This window comes from Chloroflexus sp. (assembly GCF_056331925.1).
The window spans coordinates 26,119-51,355 of record NZ_JBWGQH010000026.1; the positions used below are offsets into that span (position 1 = coordinate 26,119).

19 protein-coding genes and 1 pseudogene are annotated in these 25,237 nt (G+C 55.4%); 11 read left to right on the forward strand and 9 right to left on the reverse strand.

All coding sequences use genetic code 11. The annotated features are described in order from the left end of the window. Window positions 1–112: 112 nt before the first annotated feature. The 3 genes from gltB to AC01ZF_RS13475 all read right to left on the reverse strand — a co-directional run bounded on the left by gltB (window position 113) and on the right by AC01ZF_RS13475 (window position 6,464). Window positions 113–4,711: a glutamate synthase large subunit gene (gltB, locus tag AC01ZF_RS13465; protein WP_476575422.1), complete on the reverse strand. Its 4,599-nt coding sequence runs from the start codon at window positions 4,709–4,711 to the stop codon at window positions 113–115. 344 nt (window positions 4,712–5,055) lie between these two features. Beyond that, window positions 5,056–5,919, reverse strand: coding sequence for a DnaJ C-terminal domain-containing protein (locus AC01ZF_RS13470; protein ID WP_424676146.1), 864 nt, complete (start codon window positions 5,917–5,919; stop codon window positions 5,056–5,058). A 161-nt stretch (window positions 5,920–6,080) separates the two neighbouring features. Next, a complete protein-coding gene (locus tag AC01ZF_RS13475) occupies window positions 6,081–6,464 on the reverse strand; it encodes a hypothetical protein (protein WP_424676145.1) in 384 nt (127 codons plus the stop codon). A 276-nt stretch (window positions 6,465–6,740) separates the two neighbouring features. Between AC01ZF_RS13475 and asd the strand changes: the two genes are divergently transcribed. After that, on the forward strand, window positions 6,741–7,787 hold the full coding sequence (asd, locus tag AC01ZF_RS13480; RefSeq protein WP_428111726.1) for an aspartate-semialdehyde dehydrogenase: 1,047 nt from the start codon (window positions 6,741–6,743) through the stop codon (window positions 7,785–7,787). Next, the gene (locus AC01ZF_RS13485; protein WP_424676143.1) at window positions 7,784–8,836 is read left to right on the forward strand and encodes a hypothetical protein; all 1,053 of its coding nucleotides are present in this window, start codon (window positions 7,784–7,786) and stop codon (window positions 8,834–8,836) included. Before asd ends, AC01ZF_RS13485 begins: the two co-directional genes overlap by 4 nt. Window positions 8,837–8,926: 90 nt before the next feature. Here AC01ZF_RS13485 and AC01ZF_RS13490 read toward each other — a convergent pair whose 3' ends face one another. Then, entirely contained in the window at window positions 8,927–9,352 is a 426-nt protein-coding gene (locus tag AC01ZF_RS13490) for a response regulator (protein WP_424676142.1), read from the reverse strand. A gap of 254 nt (window positions 9,353–9,606) precedes the next feature. Between AC01ZF_RS13490 and AC01ZF_RS13495 the strand changes: the two genes are divergently transcribed. After that, window positions 9,607–10,464 (forward strand): carotenoid biosynthesis protein, encoded by an 858-nt coding sequence (locus AC01ZF_RS13495; RefSeq protein ID WP_424676141.1) that lies wholly within the window; start codon window positions 9,607–9,609, stop codon window positions 10,462–10,464. Here AC01ZF_RS13495 and AC01ZF_RS13500 read toward each other — a convergent pair. From AC01ZF_RS13500 to AC01ZF_RS13520, 5 genes and pseudogenes are all read right to left on the reverse strand, one after another. Beyond that, entirely contained in the window at window positions 10,385–11,191 is an 807-nt protein-coding gene (locus AC01ZF_RS13500) for a lysophospholipid acyltransferase family protein (RefSeq protein WP_424676140.1), read from the reverse strand. The two genes, AC01ZF_RS13495 and AC01ZF_RS13500, sit on opposite strands and share 80 nt — an antisense overlap. Window positions 11,192–11,207: 16 nt before the next feature. Further along, a complete protein-coding gene (locus AC01ZF_RS13505) occupies window positions 11,208–11,699 on the reverse strand; it encodes a hypothetical protein (RefSeq protein ID WP_424676139.1) in 492 nt (163 codons plus the stop codon). A gap of 17 nt (window positions 11,700–11,716) precedes the next feature. Further along, a complete protein-coding gene (dusB, locus tag AC01ZF_RS13510) occupies window positions 11,717–12,772 on the reverse strand; it encodes a tRNA dihydrouridine synthase DusB (RefSeq protein ID WP_424676138.1) in 1,056 nt (351 codons plus the stop codon). Between the two features lie 161 nt (window positions 12,773–12,933). Next, window positions 12,934–13,649: pseudogene (locus AC01ZF_RS13515) on the reverse strand (baeRF3 domain-containing protein). A gap of 408 nt (window positions 13,650–14,057) precedes the next feature. Beyond that, complete coding sequence (locus AC01ZF_RS13520; RefSeq protein WP_428111730.1) at window positions 14,058–14,696, reverse strand: redox-sensing transcriptional repressor Rex; 639 nt, start codon at window positions 14,694–14,696, stop codon at window positions 14,058–14,060. A gap of 188 nt (window positions 14,697–14,884) precedes the next feature. Here AC01ZF_RS13520 and coaBC point away from each other — a divergent pair, with 188 nt between their 5' ends. The 8 genes from coaBC (at window position 14,885) to AC01ZF_RS13560 (ending at window position 25,217) form a co-directional block, all read left to right on the forward strand. Next, a complete protein-coding gene (coaBC, locus tag AC01ZF_RS13525) occupies window positions 14,885–16,123 on the forward strand; it encodes a bifunctional phosphopantothenoylcysteine decarboxylase/phosphopantothenate--cysteine ligase CoaBC (protein ID WP_424676136.1) in 1,239 nt (412 codons plus the stop codon). Beyond that, on the forward strand, window positions 16,120–17,172 hold the full coding sequence (locus AC01ZF_RS13530; RefSeq protein ID WP_424676135.1) for a HEAT repeat domain-containing protein: 1,053 nt from the start codon (window positions 16,120–16,122) through the stop codon (window positions 17,170–17,172). Before coaBC ends, AC01ZF_RS13530 begins: the two co-directional genes overlap by 4 nt. Before the next feature lie 15 nt (window positions 17,173–17,187). Further along, entirely contained in the window at window positions 17,188–19,356 is a 2,169-nt protein-coding gene (locus tag AC01ZF_RS13535) for an ArnT family glycosyltransferase (protein ID WP_476575423.1), read from the forward strand. A 125-nt stretch (window positions 19,357–19,481) separates the two neighbouring features. Continuing rightward, window positions 19,482–21,626, forward strand: coding sequence for a glycosyltransferase family 39 protein (locus AC01ZF_RS13540; RefSeq protein WP_424676133.1), 2,145 nt, complete (start codon window positions 19,482–19,484; stop codon window positions 21,624–21,626). Between the two features lie 19 nt (window positions 21,627–21,645). After that, window positions 21,646–22,581, forward strand: a complete 936-nt coding sequence (locus AC01ZF_RS13545) for a glycosyltransferase family 2 protein (protein WP_424676132.1) — start codon at window positions 21,646–21,648, stop codon at window positions 22,579–22,581. A 1-nt stretch (window position 22,582) separates the two neighbouring features. Continuing rightward, window positions 22,583–23,545 carry a lysylphosphatidylglycerol synthase transmembrane domain-containing protein gene (locus AC01ZF_RS13550; protein WP_424676131.1) on the forward strand — a complete coding sequence of 321 codons (963 nt, stop codon included), beginning with the start codon at window positions 22,583–22,585 and terminating at the stop codon, window positions 23,543–23,545. Then, a complete protein-coding gene (locus tag AC01ZF_RS13555) occupies window positions 23,542–24,330 on the forward strand; it encodes a class I SAM-dependent DNA methyltransferase (RefSeq protein WP_424676130.1) in 789 nt (262 codons plus the stop codon). The genes AC01ZF_RS13550 and AC01ZF_RS13555 overlap by 4 nt, the downstream gene beginning before the upstream one ends. Beyond that, entirely contained in the window at window positions 24,291–25,217 is a 927-nt protein-coding gene (locus tag AC01ZF_RS13560; RefSeq protein ID WP_424676129.1) for an asparaginase domain-containing protein, read from the forward strand. Before AC01ZF_RS13555 ends, AC01ZF_RS13560 begins: the two co-directional genes overlap by 40 nt. Window positions 25,218–25,237 lie beyond the last annotated feature (20 nt).

A 25,237-nucleotide genomic window follows, 5' to 3' on the forward strand; every position in this document is an offset into this window, starting at 1 on the left:
TTGCTGCACAATCTAATGCAGCGCCTTATCTTACCACGATCTTTCCGGTCTGCAACCTGATAAAAAGCTGACAGACGGGAGTTATTCCCGTCTGCCAGTGTCTCAATACAGCTTAGGCTGCATGTGCTTTCGTCGGTTCTTCGGTGCCTTCGGCGGCGGCTTCGATCTGCGCTACGGCATCGCGCGGTCGGACGGTGAGGAACAGGTGGCGATACCGATCCCAGCGGGCTAGAATCTCGCTTCCGCGTAGGCTCTTCGTCAATTCAACGTGGCGACGAATGAGATCGCGCAGCCGCATCTCATCGCGGTCACTCAGAGGGCGCAACTCGACCAACTGGGGATTGTAGCGTCGGGCAAACGTCCCCTGCTCGTCAAGAACATACGCGACACCACCGGTCATACCGGCGCCAAAGTTCCGACCAGTTGGACCGAGCACCACGACCGTGCCGCCGGTCATATATTCACAACCGTGATCACCAATGCCCTCCACCACTGCCGTTGCGCCGGAGTTACGAACGGCAAAGCGCTCACCTACTCGCCCGGCGACGTACAATTCACCACCGGTCGCGCCATAGAGCAGCGTGTTACCGGCAATCACGTTCTCATGCCAGACGTACTGAGCTTCCGGGGGCGGCGCAATGGTGATCAGACCACCGGCCATTCCTTTACCAACGTAATCGTTAGCATCGCCGATCAAACGCAGCGTCATTCCCGGTGCATTGAAGGCACCGAAGCTCTGTCCGGCGTGACCGTGGAACGTAATCGTAATCGTATTGGCAGGCAGCCCTTTATCACCGTACATTTGCCCAATCGCTCCTGCCAATCGTGCACCTACTGAGCGGTCACAGTTGTTAATCTGATACTGTAAGCGCACCGGCCCGCTGGCAGCAAGGGCAGGGCCGGCGTCACGCATAATCCGATCATTGAGACTCTCTTCGGCAGGCAAGGAATTGGGTTTTCCATTGTGTCGGATCGGGCCATAGCCGATGAGCGAGGCTGCACCCAACACCGGTGTCATATCCAACATGTCGGCAGACTCGACTCCAACCTTACGCTGTCGCAGCAGGTCGGTGCGACCAACCGCTTCATCGATCGAGCGTAAGCCGAGGCTGGCAAGAATCTCACGCACTTCTTGCGCCAGATAGCGGAAGAAGGCCATGATCATCTCCGGCTTGCCGGGGAACTTAGCCCGCAGATCGGCACGTTGGGTAGCGATTCCGACCGGGCACGTATTGTTGTGACACGCTCGTGCCATAATACAGCCTTCGGCCACCAATGCTGCCGTACCGAACGAGAACTCATCAGCCCCTAACAGCGCGGCAATCACGACATCACGCCCTGTCTTTAGCCCACCATCGGCACGCAACCGTACCCGCTCGCGTAACCCGTTGAGAATGAGGGTTTGTTGAGTTTCAGCCAAGCCCAACTCCCACGGCACGCCGGCATTTTTAATACTGCTCAGTGGTGAAGCACCGGTACCACCGGCGTGGCCGCTGATCAGAATCGTATCGGCATAGCCTTTGACAACGCCTGCCGCTACCGTACCTACCCCGGCAGTCGCTACCAGCTTCACCGATACCCGTGCATTGGGATTGACCTGCTTGAGGTCGTAGATCAACTGGGCCAAATCCTCAATACTATAAATATCGTGATGGGGTGGTGGGCTAATGAGTGCGACACCGGGCACGGTATGTCGAATACGAGCAATCTCCTCATTCACCTTATGGCCGGGCAATTGCCCACCCTCACCGGGTTTCGCGCCTTGGGCCATCTTGATTTGTAACTCGCTGGCGCTTGCTAGATAGGCTGGCGTGACGCCAAATCGGCCCGACGCTACCTGTTTGATCCGTGAATTGCGTTCATCGTGGTAGCGTTCCGGCGCTTCGCCACCCTCGCCGCTATTGGCCATTGCGCCTAGCCGGTTCATTGCAATCGACAGCGTCTCGTGTGCTTCTGAACTGGTCGAGCCATGGCTCATCGCTGCCGTCGAAAACCGCTTCACAATCGACTCGACTGGTTCGACCTCTTCAATTGGTACCGGCGGACCGGCGGGTACGAATTCCAGCAGATCACGCGGCTCGGTTGGCGGCCGATTGTTGACGAGATCGGCGTAAGCGCGGTAGATCGCATAACCTTCGCGGCTTAGGGTGGGTCCTGTGCTATCACCGTTGAGGGCGTGCGGGCTACGTACCGCTTTGTGTAACGCATGCACGACTGCCGGGCTGAAGGCGTGATACTCACCATCTTTCTTGAACTTGTAAAAGCCGGGATGCGGTAGGATTACACGTTCCGTCTTGAAAGCTCGGCTATGGCGCACGGCAAGGTCGCGGGCAATCCGCTCAAACGAAATACCACCGACGCGCGAAGGCGTACCGGTAAAGCAGCGATCGATCACCTCTTGCGCCAGCCCGACTACCTCGAAAATTTGGGCACCACAATAGCTGTCAAGAGTCGAGATACCCATTTTTGACATAATCTTCAGCAGCCCCTTTTCCAGGGCGTGGATGAAATGTTGTTCAGCCTCGACAGCCAGGGCATGCCGGTACGGCTCGACAGCTTCCTGACTTACACCGTGCTCCGCCCGTTGGCGTACAGCGTCACGCTCGATAGTAATCCGGCGCACACTCGCCAACGCGAGATACGGATTAATGGCTTCAGCGCCGTAACCGATCAGCGCTGCGATATGATGTACTTCACGCGCCTCACCTGTCTCGACGAGCAAGCTCACTCGTGAGCGCAAACCGGTACGGATCAAGTGATGATGAACGGCGCCGGTCGCCAGTAAAATCGGCAAAGCAGCCTGTTCAGCGTTCACACCGCGGTCGCTCAAGATCACAATGGCTGCACCATCGACAACGGCTGTTGCTGCCTCTTCACTCACCCGATCAAGCGCCTTGAGCATCTGCTCGGTGGTAATGTGATGTGCCGGGAAGAGCACGCTGATCGTTACTGAACGCAGCAGCGGATCGGTCTGATCGCGAATTGCTTGCAACTGTGCATCGGTCAAGATCGGTGATGTCAACTGCAAGAGATGGGCATGCTCAGGCGTCTCGAGTAAGATCGAACGTCGGCGGCCAATCCCAACACTCAGCGACATGACCAACTCTTCGCGGAGCGGGTCGATAGGAGGATTCGTCACTTCGGCGAAGCGCTGCTTAAAGAAGTGGAACAACGGGCGGCCTAGTTCCCACTGCGAAAGTGGTGGGATCGGTGTGTCATCACCCATCGAGCCAACCGGCTCATGACCGGTCATGCCCATCGGCTTCAAGATGACGTTCAGCTCCTCAGAGGTATAGCCAAACGCCATTTGCAGTGGTTGGATGTCTTCATTCTCAGTCGGTGGTACCGGTAGGTCGGCCGGCAGATAACACAGATGCTCATTGAGCCACTCGGCATACGGCCGGCGCGATGCGAGGAGCGCCTTCACCTCACTATCGGTGTAAATTCGACCGGCGGCAACATCGACTGCCAACATCTGCCCGGGGCCGAGTTTGCCTTTGCAGACAATCCGTGTTTCGGGGATAGGAACTACTCCTACTTCTGAGCCGGAAACAACCAAGCCATCATCGGTAATGAGATAGCGGGCCGGGCGCAGACCATTGCGGTCGAGCGACGTACCAACGATAACACCATCGGAGAAAGCGAGTGCTGCCGGGCCATCCCACGGCTCGATCAAGCAAGCGTGATATTGATAGAAAGCGCGCAAGGTCGGGTCGATATCGGAAACCTTTTCCCATGCTTCTGGTACCAACATGGCCACGGCGTGCCGAATATCACGTCCGGCCATCACCAGTAGCTCAAGCGTATTATCGAGCATTGCCGAGTCGGAACCGTTCTCATCGATTACCGGCAACAGTTCACTCATCGGCGGAGGACCATCGGGCAGAAAATCGTCCGGTAGCGTAATCGCCTGCTCACGAGCGCGCATCCAGTTTACGTTACCCTGCAACGTATTGATTTCACCGTTATGCGACAGCATACGGAACGGTTGGGCCCGATCCCAGGTAGGGAAGGTATTGGTGCTGTAGCGTTGGTGATACACGGCCAGGGCAGTGGTGAAATCGGGATCGCGCAGGTCGAGGTAGAAATCGGCCAGGTGGGAACCGAGCAGCAACCCTTTGTACACCACAGTACGTGACGAGAACGAGGGAATGTATGCCGGCAAACCAGCCTGCCGGAAGCTTTTTTCCATTGCCTTACGCGCCAGGAAAATCGTGCGCTCGAAGGTACGATCATCGAGACCCTGTGGGCGCCCCACGATAATCTGGCGGATCGTGGGCATTGCCTTACGCGCACGCTCACCGAGTACGTCCGGATCGATAGGTGTCTCGCGCCAGCGGAGCAAGGGCAAGCGATGTTTGTTCAGGGCCTGCTCAACTAGTGAGCAGGCCTTGGTACACTGATCGGGATCGGCAGGCAAGAACAGCATACCAAGCGCGAGATCGGCATCGGCGACGGTTATTCCGGCTGCGGCCAGCTCGCGCTGTAACAGACGGCGTGGTAGTTGGGTCAACACACCAGCGCCATCACCGGTACGAGCGTCGTCGGCCACAGCACCGCGATGTTCAAGGCGGCCCAAAGCGGTCAGAGCCAGCTCAAGAATATCGTGGCTTGCCCGACCGTTGACGCGGGCCACGAAACCGATACCACAGGCATCGTGCTCAAAGCGCGGATCGTAAAGTCGGGCTGGGTCTCGCGCAGGAAGGTACATTGCTGGTTCCTTGATCTTCACTAATAAAAACGGATGCCAAAGGTACAAAGAAACACACGCTCGCACGACCTCGGCAACGAGGAGGTGCGAGCGCGCTCTCGCTTTTGCAATTGCAGCGATACGGTGCGAGTACGTCGTCTCACCACAACGTTCGCACGTGGTAGAAAATTCTTAAATAATGATAATAATGGAAGATACAGGGAAGCGCCACGCTCTGTCTTTGAGCGTGATCACTGTACCGCCCGGTACACCTACACATCACTGTTGTCGTGGATTATTGCCTTGTAATATACCGCTCTTGAGCGTTTGTGTCAAGCAATGTGTATAAATGGCCCAAATACCCCCTACTCGCCGGTGAGACGGCGTAATGCTTCGACTAAGCGGCGTGCCTCTGGTGAAAGGTTGGTAGGCAAGACGGCACTTACCGTTACATACAGATCGCCGTACTGTGGGCTGTGCATCAGTGGCATGCCTTGGCCGGTAATCCGAAACACACGACCGTTTTGCGTCTGAGGCGGAATGGTAAGGGTAAGCGTTTTACCCGATAACAAGGGAAGCTGAACTTGCCCACCAAGGAGCAGGGTATACATGCTGACCGGTACGGTCGTATATAAATCTCCGGCTTTACGTTCAAAGCGGGAATGTGGTGTAACCGTTACCACCAGATACAGATCACCGCGGCGGCCACCGTTCAGACCAGGCGCACCTTCCCCTGGAACTCGTACCCGCTTGCCGGTATCAATCCCGGCAGGGATTTTGACCGTGATTGTGCGTGGTGTGCCATTTGGGTTGGCAAATTGGAGGGTACGCTGGGTTCCGTGATAGGCTTCTTCGAGCGTTAGCTCAACCGGTTGCTCGACATCTTGACCGTCGAGGCGAACATTAAATCTACTACCGCTTGTGCGGCGGTTGCCAAAAAGTGTTTCAAACAGGTCGGCAAAGTCCGTTTGACTACTGAAATCGACGCCGCCGAAACCGGTTTGTTCATAGCGATGAAACTCACTGCCGAAGCGGTCGTATTTTGCACGCTGCTCTTTATCTGAGAGTACTTGATACGCTTCGTTAATCTCTTTGAAACGGGCTTCAGCGTTTGGGTCACCTCTGTTCACATCGGGGTGGTATTTGCGTGCGAGTCGCCGATATGCTCGCTTGATCTCATCATCGCTAGCATTGCGGCTAACGCCGAGTACTTGATAGTAATCCTTCATACCACCGCCCTACGCTGTTGGGAAGTTGTTGCAAACATGTAGTTTCGTATTGTAGAGAGCGCTGCCGGTGGCGTCAAGATAAGAGTGTTAGATCTCTGTTAGCAGAACAATGGCGCGGGGTTTGCTCCGCGCCAGAATGAACTTGCCGCCGCAACTGATTGTCAGGCAAACTCGAAACGTTCCAGTTCGTACCGACGGAAGGCGGCAAATGCGGCAAGATCGCGGATCCGGCGCTGAATGAGATCACGTTCAAGTGGATCGTTGTAGCTCCGCACCAAACGCCGGATCGCCTCGTGCCACTCCGGCGGGGGTGTGTAGCGGTATAATGGTTCACCACCGACCGATTTGTTGACGGCCAGAAAGCCGGCGGTGGTTAGCTCGTCAAGTGCTTGTTGGATACTCCAAATATCACGGAAGAGCCGCTCGGCAATGGAAGTCGCCGTTAGCTCACAGCGTGGATGTTCGTGAAACATAAGGAGCAAATGCAATTTTTCCGGTGTATCGAGCACTTGCTCTAGCAAACGTTGCACGTGTGGATCGATCATAGTGCTGCTCCTTCTGGGGTGATCGGCAATGATCACGGGCCAAGTACAGACGAAACCAACGACTCCTACGTCGTGGGAGGAGCGCAACACGGGGATGAGATGAAAATTGTTTCATAGCTCACAGAGATTATACACGATTATTTAACGAATTGCCATCCTTTTGCCGACTTTTTTTATAACAAAAGTGGTTAAACCACAACCAACTTAGTTGTTTTTGCAACCGTTCGCACATGAGTATAATAGAACCGATTGTGGTCGTTCGATAGGAGGTCTCTAATGGCAGCGATCCCAGTTGCAGTCTTAGGCGCAACAGGCGCGGTGGGGCAACGTTTTATCCAGTTACTCGACAAGCATCCACTGTTTCAGGTGGTGGCTCTCACCGGGAGTGAGCGAAGCGCAGGGAAGAAATATCGGGAGGTTTGCCGGTGGGTACTCGATACGCCAATGCCACCGGAAGTGGCCGATCTGACGGTACTGGACGCTGAAGCCGATGTGCCGGCACAACTCGTATTCTCGGCTTTACCTAGCAATGTTGCCGGTCCAATTGAACAACGGCTGGCGGCTGCCGGCCATATTGTCTGCTCCAACGCTTCTAATCACCGCATGGAGCCAGATGTACCGTTGGTGATACCTGAAGTCAATCCCGATCACCTTAAGCTCATCGCCGGGCAGCGCCGCCGCCGAGGTTGGTCGGGCGCGATTGTGACGAATCCAAACTGTACCTCGACCCCTGCAACGATGGTGTTACGTCCGTTGCTGGATACGTTTGGGGTGCACCGAATGTTGTTGGTAAGTATGCAGGCGTTGTCTGGGGCAGGGTATCCCGGTGTCCCAAGCTACGATATTGTCGATAACGTGATTCCCTTTATCGGTGGTGAAGAGCCAAAACTCGAAGTCGAACCGCAAAAGATGCTCGGCCAATTGCGCGATGATACCATCGTCCCGGCTAGCTTCACTACTTCGGCACACTGCAATCGCGTGCCGGTGCTCGAAGGCCATCTCGTCTGTCTATCGATTGAGCTTGAGCGGAAGGCTAGCCCTGAGGAAGTCGCTGACGTGTTACGCGCGTTTCGTGGTTTGCCCCAAGAGTTGCGTCTACCAACGGCCCCTGAACAGCCGATCATTGTGCGTGATGAACCTGATCGACCGCAGCCACGTCGTGATCGCGATGCCGGTCGTGGTATGGCAACGGTGGTTGGTCGGATTCGGCCTTGTTCACTCTTCGACATCAAACTGATCGCGTTGAGCCACAATACCATTCGTGGTGCAGCCGGTGCTTCAATTCTCAACGCTGAACTCATGCATGCACAGGGGTGGCTATGAGCGTGCGGGCAACGATTGCTGATTTAACCGATGATCGCGTGATCTATCGCGATTTACAGCCGTGCGACCCTACCTTACCTTCCTTGCCAATGTTACGTGCCGAATTGGGGTTGCCCGTGAACGTTACGCCACGTAAACGCGATGTGGCTTACGCTCGTGTGATAGTAGCCCTCGCCCGTGCAGCACAGGCGCTCCGCAACGGTCCACCGCTGACAACGGTGGTGGTGATCGGCGATACAGAAAATGACCGACTGCTGACCGTTCATCTCCAGAGCCTTAACGAGGTAGCTACCTATGGGTTCATCGGCGTGGATCGTCCGGTAGCACCGGCGACACTCGAGTGGAACGATGTGGTTGCTACCGCAACTCGATGGGCACTGGTTCATGAATGGGCCGCAGAACTCACGGTACGTGGCGTGAATTGGTCCCAAACAGCGATACTGATCGATATTGATAAAACGTTGCTTGGACCGCGCGGTCGCTCGGATGGAGCCATTGACGATGCCCGTGCTGAGGCGGCGTTGATCGTAGCGACGGAGTTGTTAGGTGATCAATTTGATCGGGCGTTGTTTCGCCGAAATTATACAGAGTTATGCCGCCGCGAATGGCACGCCCTCACGCTTGACAATCAAGACTACACCGTTGCTATTGCCCTATTTGCGACAATTGCAGTGTTTGATTTACCGGCCATCGAAGTACAGCTTGCTGCCGGTCTCTCACCAACATTGTTGGAATTGTTAGTCGCTGCCCAACAGGTACCGGCTGAATTGCAACCGTTGCGTAAGCAGTTGATCGAACGGATTGAAGCGGGGGACCCAACGCCGTTTATCCAATTTCGCCGTGCTGAATTGGTGACGACCGCAGCCCGCATGGCCGATGGTCGATTGACGTTGAGTAACGAGCTGTTTCGCCTAGGACGCGCATTACAAGAGCAAGGTGCGCTCGTGCTGGCTGCTTCTGATAAGCCGGCCGAATCGGCCTTACCATCGCCCGAACAGGTGGCTGCCGGTCTGTTACCGCTCCATCGCATCCCGGCAATACTCGATTAGATAGGCCGAGATCAAAATCACTACCGCTATGGTTGGTTGCACCGACACCAATCATAGCGGTCTGTTGTTGCCAAACAACAAGCTTGTGTCCTAGCCATTGACGACCCGTTCGTGAACGGTAGGGGTTACCGGTAAGAGCTGTTTGATCCGTTCAATCAGCTCATCGAGGAAGAAAGGTTTCGTTACGTAGCCGTTAACGGCTGCTTCGGTAGCAGCTTGTCTTACCTCGGCCGAGTCGTAGGCAGTGACGATTAACGTTGGTGGATAATAGCCGCGTGCGTGGAGTTCCTTGATCAGGCGAACCCCGTTCATACCGCGTAGATTGTAGTCGGTAATCAAGATATCGAATGGTTGTGCCTCCCAGCGTTCGAGGCCCTCTTCAGCGCTAAGAACGCTGGTAAATTCGTAGGGAATGCCAAGACCACGCATGGCCACTTCAATAATGCGCCCAATATGGTTGTCATCCTCCACGAGAAGAATGCGCACAGGTTGATTTGGATGAGATACCGCTGTCATACTTCCTCTCTCCCGATCCCTGCGCCATTGCAAAGTCGGAGAACGGAAGTGGCGCCGGTGACAATAGTACTTTTCTTCCATTCTTAGTATAGCACATGGTTCGCCAGTTGTCATAACAGTTTTATTACTCAATCGTGAATCTAAGTAAATGATGAGAACGTCAGATAAGGCTTTGACAAGCCATGCAAGCGAATCTATAATCAGAGTAGGGGTCACCGAATGGTATGACCCGTCTGATGGGGACATATTAACTTATGTTTTTCGATCAAAGTTTTCAACAGCAATTACGCCGAATTTCTACTATTCTCTTAGTCGTTTACCTTTTTATCTATCCCTTTGCAATTGTATTGGTCGCGCTTGATCAGGTTCCGGTATGGGGCACATGGATGGGTGGTGCGCTCCTGATCTTACAAGGCGCACTGATGGGGATGTGGCTGACAGTTCGTTACCATTGGTATGGCGCTGTTGCTAGCGGCTTGATCCTGATTATTTCGTGGGCGGTAGAGCATATCGGCGCCACGACCGGATTTCCCTTTGGGAGCTATTCCTACACCGATGTGTTGCAACCACAGATCTTTGGGGTGGTGCCGTTGGCTATTCCCTTTGCATGGCTGTTGATCGTGGTAGCGGCCGTCGGTGTCGCCGAGCGGCTGTTTCATCGTGATGGCCGACCGGTCGATGATCGATATCTGCACCCAACGCGCGTGTTGACGGCGGCGTCGTTTGCGTTATTACTTGACGTAACTATTGAGCCGTTCGCCGTCTATATCAACCGCTATTGGGTATGGGCGAGCGATGAGAGCGGCTTTTATTACGGTATTCCGGTTTCTAATTTTGTCGCGTGGTGGGTAACAAGCCTGATTTTATCGTGGGTATTGTTGAGCTTACGGCGGAGTGCCAACCGCAAAGGACTGGTACCGCGACCCTTTATGCAGTGGCTACCACCAACTCTCTATCTGACCAACCTGACGATGTTCGTCGTGGTGAATCTGGCGCGTGGGCAGGTGCTGCCGGCGTTGATCGGCGGTGTGATTATGCTCGTGCTCGTAGGCGATTGGCTGCTGCCACGGCTGGCCCGTCGTCTGCGCCGCCTCGCCGAAACCAACCCCTGACGGTGTCCCAGATGCGATCGATGCCCCAGCGTCCGACGAGCAACGGCTGAAATGTACCGAGCCGTTGCTCGATGACATCGGCACGTAGGCGGTCAACGGCATCAGTAAGGCGTGTAGCGATGTCGGCTCGGATTGCTTCGATGTCATCGTAACTGGCCGGTGGGTGCGGCGGCCCGATCTGGATAAAGGCGTGAGGCCATTGCTGGCCGAGAAATTCATAGCGCAGGGCAATTGGGCATAATGTCACGTCGCGAACGAGTGCAGCAATCCGGGCAATACCCGGGTAGATGGTGAGTGGACGGTAATCATTGGCCTCAATCCGGCCCTGTGGAAAAATGTAGAGGGCCCGGTCGCGTCGTTCACGTAACAGGTTGGCGGCATAGATTTGCGCACGTTGCGCATCTTCAGGGTCGTGACGATTGACCGAGAACGCCCCACACCACGTAAAGAAGCGGTAGGCACGGAGCTGGCGCTCTTCCATCATCAGGTAACTGTCAAACGCGCGATGCATGATGGCCCGGTGAATCAACATCATCATGTAACCGTCCCACCATGCTGAATGGTTAAGATAGAAGATGTACGGTCCGCGCTGTGGATCAGGTCTTGGGCCATATTGGGCAAACCAGACGTGATCGAAGCTGCGCTTGAGCGCGGGTCGGGCAAGCAGATAATAGATAGCTTCGTCGCCGAGCCAGAACTTATGGGCAGGAATGCGTGGCGTGATCATAGGAGCGCGACATTCATCAATTGACTTCACGGGGCAGCGCATGAGGCGCAAGCGCTGCACGGGCGGTTGTGTAGGCGGTTCGCACAAGCTCGATCGGTGCCGGGTCGTCGGCGGTGAGCGCTGCGGTGCCGGTAACCACCAAACCGCATTGGATAACTGCCGCCTGTAATGCCGGCAGCACCGAAGCTGCATATGGCCCAATCGCAACCAGTACTGCATAGCGCTTACCGAGATCGACAGCACATGCCGCGCGTAAGAGATCGTTGAGGCGAGCCGGCAACTGTGGCGTCGATGCCGGCGTGACCATCACGATCAGCTCAGCATCGCGCATATCGGCCACAATCTCAGCTACCAATAGATCAGGCTGTTCGCTGGGAAGGACACCGAGAAATGCGGCTCGCTTGACCGGAGGTATTGCCCCCAACAGGGCACTCAGTACCTCTGGCGCCGGATCGTCTTCAGCAGCACTGCCGCAAATGCCGAGGGTGAAGAGATAACCGTCGTGCATAGCCTAGCCGTCCACTCCTAATCGGCGGCAATTGCCGGTTCAGGCACGACTGCATCTGTTTCGAGATACGGTGCGAAGAATCGCTCAATTGCTTCTTGTGCTGCGGCAAGACTGGTAGAAGTATGAACGGCGACACGCAGATGGTTACTGCCGGGTAAGCCGATGTAAAATTGACCGATCAGTTGCTTGATCTTATTAAGTGCCAGCCGTTCGGGTAATTCTTCGGCGCAGATCGCCATGTACTCCAGCAAGAGATTGTACTTATCGGCAGGAGTTGGCTCAAACGGTGTGCGGCCTTGGCGCAGATCGGCGACTTGGCGAAAAATCCACGGATTAGCGATTGCACCTCGTCCGATCATCACTCCATCGGCGCCACTATCGCGTAATCGGATGAGTGCATCTTGAGCGGTGACGACATCACCACTCCCGATCACCGGGATTGAGACGGCACGCTTGAGCGCTGACACACGTGACCAATCGGCTTGCCCTTTGTACCCTTGCTCACGAGTACGCGGATGCAGCGTTAATGCAGCAACGCCAGCAGCTTCGGCGCGCTGGCCGGCTTCAATAAAATTGAGGCTCTCTTCGTCCCAGCCGGCACGCAGCTTGAGCGTCACCGGAATCTGGACGGCTGCCCGCACCGCTCGCAAGACCCGTTCCATCTTGGGCAGATCGCGCAGCAACGCCGAACCATGCCCGCCACCAGTGACTTTCGGTGACGGACAACCGCAGTTAATGTCGATAATATCGGCCCCTAATTGCTCGACGACCCGCGCTGCATTCGCTACGAGATCGGGATCGTTGCCCGAAATCTGCATGGTCAATGGTCGTTCTTCCGGTAGATAGTCGAGCAAGCGATGGCGACGCAATGCTTTTGGGCTAACGCTCGCAGCGTTGGTCATCTCTGTGCTCACCAAACCACACCCACCCAGCCGCAATATCATGCGGCGGAAGATGCTATCGGTGACGCCGGCCATCGGGGCCAGAATGATATTCGGTTCTATTTTGATGTGTGCGACATAGTATGCTGTTGGGAGCTGCACAATTTCGGTGAAGGGTATTTGGTTACTCATACCTTCTATTATAGCAGAGAGTGGGCAAGGCGATGCAGTTCAGCGCCGATCAATACCGTAAAATCCCGGCAATACGCTGGTGAACGCTTAGCGAACCGTTCGGCACAAAAATCACCTGCCCACCCCGCTCGATCACGGTGGCAATGACTTCGTCAACCGCATCATCGAGCGCACCCGGTGTCGTCGAATCGTCGACCGGTGTTAGGCGTTAGGCGCAAACCGCTCTCGTCGATCAAGGCCGGCTGGTGATAATCTTCTTCCACCAAGAGCGTTGCCATACGACTTTCTTGTGCAAACCGCCATACTTCACCGAGGGTTGAAGTGGCGCGCTTTCCACCCACTGCGGCATCTAGTTCACGCAAGATTTGGGTGCGCCGGTGGTGAAGGTTGGTTTCAACCAACGGCCAGATCAAACGACCGAGATCCTGAGCGCTCATTGTATCGTAATTACCGGTTAGTGTAGCAATGATGGCGTCACTATGCTTGCTCACTTCACGAAAGAAGGCAAGATACCGATCTATGCCGACTAAGGCTAACGGCAATCGATCATCGGCCATAAACGTGCAAATGCGGCATCCACTTGACGAAAGAAGATTCGGTGGTGCTCATCACGATAGGCCGACTGGTTAATTGACGCATCATTGGGAATACCTCGTTTACCGCCCGGCCCAAGGTGGAACATTGGAAACCCACCGGTCTCGATCTCGCTCAGCGTCTCGCGGGTTGCCTCGAACAAGCGAGTTGGTTTCTCGCTGAGGGCCAACACCCAATACCGCGGTGTACGATTGAGGGCAAAGACCAGATCGCGGGTAAAAAAGGTTTCATCGACCACGACCCGCTCGTGGAGCGGAAACGGTACCATGAACATCCGCGCCATGTCTTGATTAACAAAGATCGCTAAACCATCAAGCGTGTAGCGATAGTCGATATCGTTAGTTATCTCTTCTAACCGACGCAATATCGGCTCAATGGTGCGTTTACCGTACTCGGCGATCAGCTGATTCACCGCTGCCGTCACGAGGTTCTTCACGTGGCGTATTATTCCCGACCATTGTTTATTTCTTCCTACCTCTCCACGCACTGCGCTAGCAAGACAATAGGATAACCGAGTAATCCTGAAGTGACTAATGCGGTAACAACAGAATTAACAGCAGCGGTTGTTTCTATTGCACTGATGAGGCCGTTCACCGCGGATAAAAGTAACTGACGCACTGGAAATACAGTTGATCGTCCAGCACTCAACACACTGCGGGATGATATATTCGTTGTAATGCGTTATCGAGGGTTACTGCTGCTGCTCACGTGCCAGATAGTAGGTCATACTCTGCAAGACCGCCACCGGATCAATATACCGTACCCAGACATCTTCCGGCACTTGCAAAATCATCGGTGCATAGCTTAGGATGGCGCGCACACCGGCCTCAATGAGTACATCGGCGACCCGCTGCGCCTGAATCGCAGGAACCGCGATAATCGCCAATTTGACCTGCTTCTCAGCAACCACGCGCCTCACGTTGGCAAAGTCTTGAACGATCAAATCGCCAACTCGCTGCCCGATCTTAGCCGGATCAGAGTCAAACAGGGCGACGATCTCGATCCCCTCGTTGCGAAAGCCTTCGTAACGGGCAATCGCTTGGCCAAGCAAGCCGATACCAACCAGCACAACCGGCCAATGTTGATTGAGGCCAAGAATCCGCTCAATGTGATGCAATAGCTTTTCGACATCGTAACCGATGCCTTGTTTGCCAAACTCGCCGAAATACGAAAGGTCTTTACGGATTTGGGCAGCAGTCACATTGATCCGCTCGCCGAGTTCCTGTGATGAGACGGAATGGATCCCCTCTTCGAGTAGGTAGCGTAGACTGCGGGCATAGAGTGGTAGCCGCCGAATAACAACATCAGGTGGTTGATCTGAACGCTCCACGAAAGACCTCCATCAGATCGGGGAGAGTATGTGAAGTGTAGCACAAGGTTTGTCGTTCTGCAAGAGTATTTTACCCCTCATCGGTCTGTATTGTGCTAAGCATCATCACGTGGCCCGTCCTCTCGGCAAGGACGTCAGATATGCTACAATGCGCCCGCAGAGAAGTTGCCTGAGTACAGGATACAACAATGGATACGCTGGCGGGTAGGAAGATAGTCTTAGGTGTATGCGGTAGTATTGCTGCCTACAAAGTCGCGCAACTGGCACGCGACCTGACTTTGGCAGGTGCATGTGTTGATGTCATTATGACGGAAGCTGCCGAGCGATTTCTCGGACCGGCAACGTTTCAGGCTCTCACCGGGCGTCCGGTGCTCACCGATATGTGGGCTTTGCCCGAAGATGGCGTGATCGGCCATGTGAGCCTTGGGATGCAAGCCGATGCCGTGGTGATTGCACCGGCGACGGCAAATACGTTGGCTCGGTTGGCTGCCGGTATTTGTGATGATCTGCTGACGACGACCGTTTTGGCGACCCGCGCACCACTGTTGATTGCACCGGCTATGAATCCGTCGATGTACGAGCATCCGGCGACCCAAGCCAATGTTGCGACGTTGCGCGCACGCGGAGCTTGCGTCATCGAACCGGAATTCGGTCGGATGGCCGAACCGGTGTTCGGACGTGGCCGTCTGCCCGAACCGGATGACCTGCTGGCCGAGATTCGCGCTTTGCTCGGTCGTCATAGCGGGCCGCTGCGTGGCCGGCACGTGGTTGTTACGGCAGGCGGTACCCGTGAGCCGATCGATCCGGTACGTTATCTCGGCAATCGGTCATCAGGGCAAATGGGCTATGCACTGGCGGCACGTGCCCGTGATCTCGGGGCAACCGTGACCCTGATCAGCGGACCAACGGCGTTACGTCCGCCGCGCGCGGTAACGTTTGTCGCTGTGGAGACAGCGCTTGAGATGCGTGCTGCGGTACAGGCTGCTTGTACCCACGCCGATATTCTCATTATGAATGCGGCAGTGGCTGATTTTCGCCCGGCACAAGTTGCCCCTGAAAAGATCAAAAAGCACGGTGAAGAGGGCTTGACCTTGCACCTGCTGCAGAATCCCGACGTTGTCGGTGAATTAGCCGCGCGTACCGACATCTTTAAGGTCGGATTCGCAGCCGAAACGCACGACTTGCTAGTCAATGCACGGAGTAAACTTCAACGTAAAGGCCTCCATCTAATCGTCGCAAACGACGCAATTGCTAGTATCGGACAACCTGATATTGCGTTGATCGTTCTCGATGGCGAGCAGGTGGTCGAATTGCCACGCCAGTCTAAAACTGAAGCCGCCGCTACCCTGCTTGATGTGATCGTAGCACGATTTGAGCAATGGCTGGCGACACGTCAGTCATTTGCCGGAGAGATTGGAGACCGATGACCACCGAACCACAACCGAATCAATCATCACCTGAACCATCACCAACGTCACGCGAGACTCGTCGGCTCACTGCACCGCGGTTACCACGCACTGCTGAGCCTAAAGCGTCATGCACGCCTTCACCGAGTGAGATTGATGAGTTGATCAATGCACTTGGTGATCCGAATCATCCACGTCACACTGTCGCCGTTGATGAATTGGTCGCGATTGGGCCTGCTGCCGTTCCGGCACTCTGTGCCGTTGTTGGGCCACATCAGCCGTGGTTGACGGTCTACCGCGCGACCGAAGTGCTCGCTCAGATTGGTGATGGTCGCGCGACCGGCCCTTTGATTGCGGCCCTGAACCATCAAAACGCGAATGTCCGCTGGGGAGCCGTGCGCGCACTCGCGCAAGTCGGTGATGTGCGGGCACTGTTTGCGCTACGCAAAGTTGCCCAGACCGATCAGGGTCGTACCAGTTGGGGCGAATCGGTTGCCGGAGTAGCTCAGAGTGCGCTTGATCTGCTGAATCGGCGCAGTATTTGGTCGCAGAGTCTTGAATTGATCAAACTAGCGATTGTGAGCGTGATCTTCTTACTCTCGATGGCACTGGCCTTCGGCGTGATCGGCACGCTCCGCAATGAACTTGATCAATTTGGGCGCTACGTACCAGGCCAAACCGAATTGCCGACCTTGGTATTGCCGACCACACGACCCACAGCAACCCCGCGCCCGACGCTTGCTGCCAATCAAACAGTGGGTCCGCAGCCGACGACACAGGTTATCACCGGTACGGCATTGCAAGTGGCGAATGTGCGACCACTTCCCGGTACGAATAACCAACCGATTGGACGCATTAACGCCGGTGATGAGATTATCTTTATTGCCCGCACTGCCAACGGTCAGTGGTATCTGATCCGACTCGGCAATCAGCGGAGTCCCGACTCGTTTATCGCCAATCCTGATGGTAGCGGGACGGGGTGGGTAAATCAGGCGCTGGTGTCGCCGCCATCGGCTGACGTGCCGGTGCAAGAGCCGTTGCCGGTTACCGTGCCGACAGCAACCCCATAGCGGTAGATGTAAGCAGTGGTTGGCTTGATACGACATACACTGAACCATGCGCTGGGATGGGCTACGGTAGCAGTGCTCATCATTACCTTGCTCGGCCAGTTGCCGATGCAGACGACCTTTGACATCGGTCGTACCGATGCTGCGGTGGTGCAGGGGTTTGGTGAACCGGAAACAGGTGATCCATCGTCTGATGGTATGGTTAGGCGAGCGTTGCCGACAGCAGCACTGCGGATACCGCATGTTGGCGCACCGGCCACGCTCACAATCCGCTGGATGGCACCGGCTGGCACGCCCGTACTGATCGCGGTCAATGACGAAGCGCCGATCCAGCTCCTTGCCCGTGGCGGTTGGGAAGAGCATTCGTTCACAATTACAAGCGGCTGGCGAAAAGCGTTTGATCTGGTTGTGAGGATTACAACACCAGCACCTACAGCGAGCGTTTGGTTGGATCGCGTAACGCTTACCGCAACCCCACCGCTCTGGCCCTATCCGGCGCAACTCGGATATGCAGCACTCATCGGCGCACTGATCGGTAGCTTGTTGGCCCAGCGCCCGCGCTGGCAGCCACTGATTGCCATTGGTGGCTACGGCCTGCTGTGGCTGGTGCTGTACCGTATAAGTTCTTACCCGATCCTCTATCTCCCGGCGATAACGGTTGTCATGCTGGGCGCTATCTGGTTTGTCTGGCGTTGGCCCCAATTGGCAACGTATTGGCCGCCAGCGGTTACCCCGCTGCTAGCAGTCGGAGTGGCCGTTGGCTGGATGATCTGGCTCATACCGGCGATGCAGGCCCACGTCACACTGGCGCGTCCCGGGGTAGAAAATGACTTTCGCGTCTTTGCTACGCGCGATACGATAGCGACTATCTTTCAGGCAGATGGCTTTTACAACCTCGGTTATCCGTTACTCTTGTGGCTAGTACGACCACTGACATTCGACAATCCGTTTTTGGCCGGACGCCTGATCGCTCTGATCAGTGGTGGGTTGCTGATCGGCGGTAGTTATCTGCTAGCTCGCTGTTTTCTGGCTCCTGCGCCGGCTCTGCTGACCACCGTCTTCCTTGCATGGAGCGGGATGGTTGTGCAGTATGGTCTGCTGGTGGGCAGTGATATGCCATTTGCCGTCGCGTTTACGTTTGCGGTTGCCCTGACGCTGCACGCCGGACGTTCTTCGACGGGATGGATGGCAGTGCTGGCCGGAGTGTTGGCCGGGTTCGCGTTTCTGATACGTCACCCCGGTCTGTTACTTCTCGTGTGGGGAGCCGCTACCCTCTGGTACCTGAACGGACGACGCGCTGCATTCCTCTTTGTCCTTGGGTTTGGGTTAGCCGCAGCGCCCCAACTTGTCGTCAATACCGTGCAAACCGGTCAGCCATTGTTTAACCAACAGGCCAAAAATATCTGGTTGGCGGTGTACGCTAACACCGACTGGCAGCGATGGGATGAAGTTCCCAACAGTATCAGCCTACTTGAGGTTGTTGGGCGTGATCCGATCCGGTTCTTCACCAACTGGAGCCGCAATATCGTTGGTTTTCTGGGGGCAGGAGCCGAAGATGTGAGCGAGTTTGGTCGGGCCGATCAGTTACGTCTGTTAGGGTGGCCGACCAATTGGTTGGCTATCGGTGGGTTGGTAGTAGGCGGATGGCTGGCGTGGCACAAGCGAACCGATCGGTGTTGGTTGGCATTGTTGGCGCTGATCGGTTTGTACGTTGCCGCGATCAGTGTCGCTTTCATCTTACCACGCTTTTGGTTACCGTTGGTGCCGCTGTATGCGGTGGCGGCAGCGTGGGCACTTACCCACTTGCTAAACCGGCCACGTTCCTTATTAGCCGCAGGGTTAGGGCTGATCGTTTTGCTCTGGCCTGGACCACAGATGGCCGTCAGTGCGGTCTTGACTGCACAACCATCTGATGAAACAGGAGCTGTGGCATTGGTGCAGCAAACGATAACGACATCCGGGGCGCGCGTGGTTGCCGCGATCCCCGACCGTCTGCCGTTGGTGAAGTATTCAGCGATTGCCCACCTGATTACCGAGCGTGTCCCACTAACAGTTACTTTTGCCGAATTACAGGCGCTGCATGCCGATTATGTACTTTGGGATAATGCTCAAGGCGAACCACCGTTGCCTACGCCAAACCAACGTCGAATCGGTGATGGACGGTTTACCTTGTATCGAGTACGCTGATCAAATGACCGTTCTCTTATCGTGCCCGGTCTGTACGTAATATGTGTCCGACTACGAGCGTATGCTCCTCTTGTTAATCTCTGGTATCATAGCACGGATAAAGGCAGAGCCGATAGCAGACCGTCATGGATTATTCGTCGACGTGCACATCAGCCATTGAACAATTGCAGCGCAGGCCGCTGACTCGCCTGCACGCACTGATCCGACAACCGGTCGTTTGGCTGGTCCTCTTGATGATGCTGGGTCTCGGCTTACGACTATGGTTTTTAGCCGTCAACCGGATCGACCCGCGCTTTTCCGCCGCCGATGACGGCGATTATTACGCGCGTGCGTTGCAGTTCGCCGTTACCGGTGAATACCACGACAACTCGTGGTTGGTACGCCCACCCGGCCATATCTTCTTCTTTGCGGCCATGCTGAAGATCGGTCTTTGGTTAGGAGATCCGGCAATTGGCATCTCCTTAATTCGGGCCGTGCAGATCGGATTATCGATCGCCCTGATCCCGCTTGGCTATGACATAGCGCGGCGTCTATTCGACCGGCGTACCGGTGTGATCTTTGCCACAATCCTCGCCATTTGGATGCCGATGGTTGAATTGCCGGCCCTGATATTGAGTGAGCCTCTCTTCTTCAGTATGCTGGTGATCCACGCATGGATGCTCGTGCGTTGGCGTGACGAACGACGAGCACGTTGGTTGATCGGGGCCGGTATCACGCTGGCGTTGGCTGCTCTGGCGCGCTCACCCGGACTGTACGGTGTACCGTTTGCGGTACTGTTTATCGCTCTGAGCGTATGGCAAGCTGCGCATCAACTGCGTCTTCGGCGGGTGATTCTGGCATTGCTGAGCTTCTTACTGCCATTTGCAATAACCATTGCGCCGTGGACGATCCGTAATTATCTCCTGTACCACGATCTCATCGTGGTTGATACACTCGGCCCGGTTAATCTGTGGATTGCGATGAGCGATGCTGTGCATGAAGGGCGGGGTGAAGGCGAGGCCAAAGGGATATTGCTACAAATTCCACAAAGTGAGCGGCAACGTTTCATCAGCGCTGAGCTGCGAAGGATTTTACAGACAGAACCTTGGCGATTTATTCGCAATTCCTGGCCGCATTTTCAACATATTTGGAAAGCTCAATTTATTGAAGACTTTCTTGTTAAAGCGAGTTTCTTTACCCGTCCGTTGCGCTCAGTATGGCCGCTCGGTCTTATCGGCGATCTGATATGGTTCGCGTTTACCGTCGCTGCACCGTTTACACTACTATCACGCCTGCGCGAAGGAGCCTTCCGCCTTATTGCCCTCGGTTGGATTGGGTATACCTGCCTTATGGTAATGCTCACCCACGTCGAGCCGCGTTATCTCTTGCCCATCTGGCTCTGGTTAGCACTCTATGGCGCAGCAGCATTGGCTCAAATTGGTCAACAGCCGTTGCACTTCGAACGATATAGCTGGGCAGGGCTGGCGGTAAGCATAGCGCTTGTCGCGCTGATTATCGGCTACCGCGATTACCCGCAGATCATTCGGCACGGTATCGCGCGCGAACAGGCGTGGATGGCTGCCCAACAAGCCCTCGCCCGCAATGACCCTGCGGCGGTCGAGCAGGCATATCAGGCAATGTTAACTGCCGATCCCGATTTTGCCGATGGACGTGCCGATTTTGCCCGTTGGCTTCTCGCCCAAGGTCGCTATGATGAGGCGTGGCAGGTGATCGGTGATTACCAAACCCACCGTGGTAATTTAATCCGTGGGGCATTAGCCCGTGCCCAAGGAGATGACGAAACGGCAAAGTTACTTCTGCGCAACACTGAAGAGTTGGCCGGTGAGGATGTTCAGCGGCTAGCCCTCGAGTGGCTTTCACCATCGCCCACGTTTGTTCTTACCCTCGGCAACGATCTCGACCTCGGCTACGTGATGGGATTTGCCCTCGGTGAACAGGTGGGTGATACGACGTTTCGCTGGTTACACCGTGAGGGTATCATTCGTTTGCCGGTACCGACCTTGCTGACCGGTACCGAGATCATCGCGCTCCGGCTCGCTGCCCCCCAACCAACGCCCCTCACCGTAATGGTCGGTTCCCAAGTATACCAGATCACCGTTGTACCGGGCGGTTGGCGGGTGTATCTTCTACCACTCCCGGCAACAACCCGCGGTACCGATGAAGTGGTTATCACGCTACAGGCGCCAACGTTTGTACCGTACCGTCAATTTGCCGATAATACCGATGCACGCCCGCTGAGCGTGATGGTAAACCAAATAGCCATACGATAAAGGTTGGACCATGCAGCCTATGCAAACTACGCCTCATATGACGTCGATCGTAGCCGGCGACTATCCCTTCACGGTGAGTGTTGTCATTCCGGCTTACAATGAAGCCCATGGTATCGCCAAGGTTATTGAGCGCATCCGCACTTACATACCTACCGCCGAAATTATTGTGGTCGATGATTGCTCACACGACGACACGGCAGCCGTCGCACGAGCGGCAGGTGCTTGCGTCATTCGTCATCCCGTTAACCGTGGTAACGGCGCCGCGGTGAAGACCGGCATCCGCCGTGCTCATGGTGAGGTGGTGTTGCTGATGGATGCCGATGGGCAGATGGATCCGCGCTATATTCCAGACCTTCTCAATGGGATTGCTGCCGGTTACGATATGGTTGTCGGCGCGCGTACCCGCGATACCCAGGGTGACTCCATCTTCCGTCGTCTGGGGAACCGGGCGCTTGATGCTCTCGGTAGCTATCTGGTTGAGACCGAGGTCCGTGATCTCACCAGTGGGTATCGGGCAATCCGCCGTGAGGTGATCATGGAGTTTATCAATTTGCTCCCCAACCGTTACTCATACCCAACAACCAGTACGCTTGCCTTGCTCAAAGCCGGTTACCTCGTCGGCTATGTCCCGGTAATGGGTCAGCGACGGCAGGGTGGGCGGAGCGGACAAAAGTTGCTGCGCAATGGCATTCGTTTTGGTTTGATCATTCTTCGGATCGTTTCGCTATTCGCACCCTTGCGCATCTACCTGCCGGTAGCCCTTGTGATGCAGGTCTTTGCGTTCATCTCCTTTCTCATCAGTTTCTTTCTCACCGATCCGTTCCGCTTCCATATCCCTAATTCAGCAGTCGGGTTATTCGTCGGCAGTATTATCATCTTCATGTTCGGACTAAATGCCGAACAAGTGGCGGCGTTGCGCTTCCAACGTCCACCGCACGTTCAACAAGAGGACTAGTATGGCGCGCCCGTGGTTCTCATGGTTGCTGCGTTTAATCGGGCCGGCGCTGTTGATCGGGTTTTTGGCGACGAGTGATCTACGCTTACTCTGGGAGATCCTCCGTGCAGCAGAACTTGCGCCGATCGTACTATCGCTGGCGCTCATGCCACCGTTTGTCATTTTTAAATCATGGCGCTGGACCCAAATCCTCCGCGCAATGAACATGTCGCTCGATTTGCCTTCAGCCTGTGCCCTTTACACCGTCGGTCTTTTTTACGGTACGACAACGCCGGGGCAAGCCGGCGATCTGCTCAAAGCGGTCTATTTGCGTGAACGAGGCTTACCGACGGCGCCGGCCCTGCTCTCGGTAGTGCTTGATCGACTGTGCGACCTGATCATCATGGCGCTCCTAGGGATGATCGGCGTCTTTGCCTTAGGCCAACTGTTGCCAAGTCGTGAACTCCAACAACTGATCGTCATCGCAATGGGTGTCGGTTTGATCGTTGTGACAACGCTGCTCACTGCTCGCAAGCCGCGCTCATGGCTCTTAACCGAGGTGTTGCCTCGCGTAGCGCCACGCTTACGTACCCGTCTTGACCATTGGAATGAACAGATGCATAGTCTCACCATCACACCTCGGCTGGTCATTGTGGTGAGCGGTGCGACCCTCCTCTCGGTCGCTTTTACCTTTACCCGCCTGTGGCTGCTCTTTCTCGCCCTCGGTCTTACAGCTATTCCACTGCTGGTGATCGTTGGCTCTTCGGCGTTGATTGCAGTGTTGCAAGCGTTGCCCATTTCAATTGGTGGAGTGGGCGTGCGTGATGTGATCCTTATCGCGATCCTTACCGCCTATGGCTATACCCAAGAACAAGCGCTTGCCCTTTCGACCACTTTCTTGCTGATTAACATCGAACATACGCTGGTCGGTTTCATCGTCTCATTCTGGTACCCTCTCGGTCGGAGTGGTACAATATCCCTATGACTTACGAACGTTATGCGACCGTGTACGACAGAAGTGGTCAAATCCGCTTTGCCGTTCTGACCGCTATGTACCTGAACGAGATTTTACAGCGCCATCCGGTCACGGGTCGGCGCATGCTCGACATAGCATGTGGGACCGGCACTCTGTTGGCAATTCTCGCCGAACAAGGTTGGACGGTGGCGGGCATTGATGCCTCAGCCGCCATGTTAAGACAAGCGGCCACCAAACTTGCTACCGTCACAAGTGAGGGTGAGTTACGGCAAGGTGACATCCGTCACATAGCCGATATAATGCCGGCACAGACGTTTGATCTCGTAACGTGTACCTATGATAGCCTTAACTATCTGCTCAGCCCCACCGATCTGGCCGCTTGCTTCCGGGGGGTTGCCCATGTGCTGGTGCCGGGTGGATTGTTCGTTGGCGATATGAATACCCGTCACTTTCTGGCCGTTGATTGGGAGACATGCTTACTCCATGAACAACCGGGATATGTGCAGATAGAACGTTCTCATTTCGAGCCGGCAAGTACCATCTCAACGATGTGGCTCACCGGCTTTATCGGTAATGATGACGATGGGTACGAGCGCTTCGATGAGATTCACATTGAGCGCGCGTATCCGCCTGAACAGGTTGCCGCACTGATGTCCGATGCCGGTCTTGTCATCGAAGGGTGCTACGACGGCTTTACGTTTCAATCGCCTTGTGCTACGACCCAGCGTATCCATTGGGTCGCTCGAAAACCGTTATGCCAAAACTGCTCATTCTCTCAACCGGTGGTGCGTTAGTTATTCGACGGGCACTAGGTAGCCGTGACGAACAGTCGCTGACGTTACGCCCCGATCTTGCCGTGACCGTTGAAGAATTTGCTAACTTGCCCGGTAGCCATCTGACGCCACAGCAGGTATTTGCATTAGCCCAACGTATTCTGGCGGTGCGCGAAGGATACGACGGCATTGTCGTTGCCTCCGGGAGCGACACCTTAGAGGAAACGGCGTACCTGCTCGATCTCCTGTTACCCGACGGCCCACCACTCACTATAACGAGTTTACCGCGGCTTAACGCCAGTGGCGCATTTGCTTCCAACGGCTTATCGGCAGCCATTTCTGTTGCGACTACACCGTCGGCAGCCAATCTCGGCGCATTGGTAGTCGTTGATGATACCATCTACCCGGCACAGTCGCTCCAGACGCAGTTTAGTCAAGGTGTCGGCATGTTTACCGCTGCCGGCGGCGCCCTGGGGCGAGTAGAAGGCGATCACGTCTGTTTTCGTTACCGTCCACTGAACCGTCAGCATATCGCCGCCCCCCGCCTGGTTGAGCCGGTTGATCTGATCCGGGTCGGACAAGGCGCTGATGATAGACAGTTGCGTCATAGCATCGCCGATAATGTGGCCGGGATCGTGATCGAAACGTTGGGGAGCGGACGAGTGCCGCCATGGTGGTTACCGACAATCGGTGAAGCCATCCGGCAGCGCATTCCGGTAGTCGCGGTGAGTCGGGCTGGTGTTGGTGGGTTGGGAGACGAATTTGGCTTCGTCGGGGCTTACCACGATCTGCGCAAGCTTGGGGTAATCTTTGCCCACGATCTGAGCGGGATCAAAGCGCGTCTTAAACTGATGGCGGCACTCGCTGTAGCGCGCTCGCCGGCTGAATTGCGCACACTCTTTCGCTAATTATTGGGAGACGCATAACC

Excerpts from the sequence above, each read along its gene's own strand:
- AC01ZF_RS13485 (WP_424676143.1), top strand. The coding sequence starts at position 7,784 with ATGAGCGTGCGGGCAACGATTGCTGATTTAACCGATGATCGCGTGATC.
- asd (WP_428111726.1), top strand. The coding sequence starts at position 6,741 with ATGGCAGCGATCCCAGTTGCAGTCTTAGGCGCAACAGGCGCGGTGGGG.
- AC01ZF_RS13490 (WP_424676142.1), bottom strand. The coding sequence starts at position 9,352 with ATGACAGCGGTATCTCATCCAAATCAACCTGTGCGCATTCTTCTCGTG.
- AC01ZF_RS13500 (WP_424676140.1), bottom strand. The coding sequence starts at position 11,191 with ATGATCACGCCACGCATTCCTGCCCATAAGTTCTGGCTCGGCGACGAA.
- AC01ZF_RS13475 (WP_424676145.1), bottom strand. The coding sequence starts at position 6,464 with ATGATCGATCCACACGTGCAACGTTTGCTAGAGCAAGTGCTCGATACA.
- AC01ZF_RS13530 (WP_424676135.1), top strand. The coding sequence starts at position 16,120 with ATGACCACCGAACCACAACCGAATCAATCATCACCTGAACCATCACCA.
- AC01ZF_RS13505 (WP_424676139.1), bottom strand. The coding sequence starts at position 11,699 with ATGCACGACGGTTATCTCTTCACCCTCGGCATTTGCGGCAGTGCTGCT.
- AC01ZF_RS13550 (WP_424676131.1), top strand. The coding sequence starts at position 22,583 with ATGGCGCGCCCGTGGTTCTCATGGTTGCTGCGTTTAATCGGGCCGGCG.
- AC01ZF_RS13560 (WP_424676129.1), top strand. The coding sequence starts at position 24,291 with ATGCCAAAACTGCTCATTCTCTCAACCGGTGGTGCGTTAGTTATTCGA.
- AC01ZF_RS13540 (WP_424676133.1), top strand. The coding sequence starts at position 19,482 with ATGGATTATTCGTCGACGTGCACATCAGCCATTGAACAATTGCAGCGC.
- AC01ZF_RS13470 (WP_424676146.1), bottom strand. The coding sequence starts at position 5,919 with ATGAAGGATTACTATCAAGTACTCGGCGTTAGCCGCAATGCTAGCGAT.
- AC01ZF_RS13495 (WP_424676141.1), top strand. The coding sequence starts at position 9,607 with ATGTTTTTCGATCAAAGTTTTCAACAGCAATTACGCCGAATTTCTACT.
- AC01ZF_RS13555 (WP_424676130.1), top strand. The coding sequence starts at position 23,542 with ATGACTTACGAACGTTATGCGACCGTGTACGACAGAAGTGGTCAAATC.
- AC01ZF_RS13545 (WP_424676132.1), top strand. The coding sequence starts at position 21,646 with ATGCAAACTACGCCTCATATGACGTCGATCGTAGCCGGCGACTATCCC.
- gltB (WP_476575422.1), bottom strand. The coding sequence starts at position 4,711 with ATGTACCTTCCTGCGCGAGACCCAGCCCGACTTTACGATCCGCGCTTT.
- coaBC (WP_424676136.1), top strand. The coding sequence starts at position 14,885 with ATGGATACGCTGGCGGGTAGGAAGATAGTCTTAGGTGTATGCGGTAGT.
- dusB (WP_424676138.1), bottom strand. The coding sequence starts at position 12,772 with ATGAGTAACCAAATACCCTTCACCGAAATTGTGCAGCTCCCAACAGCA.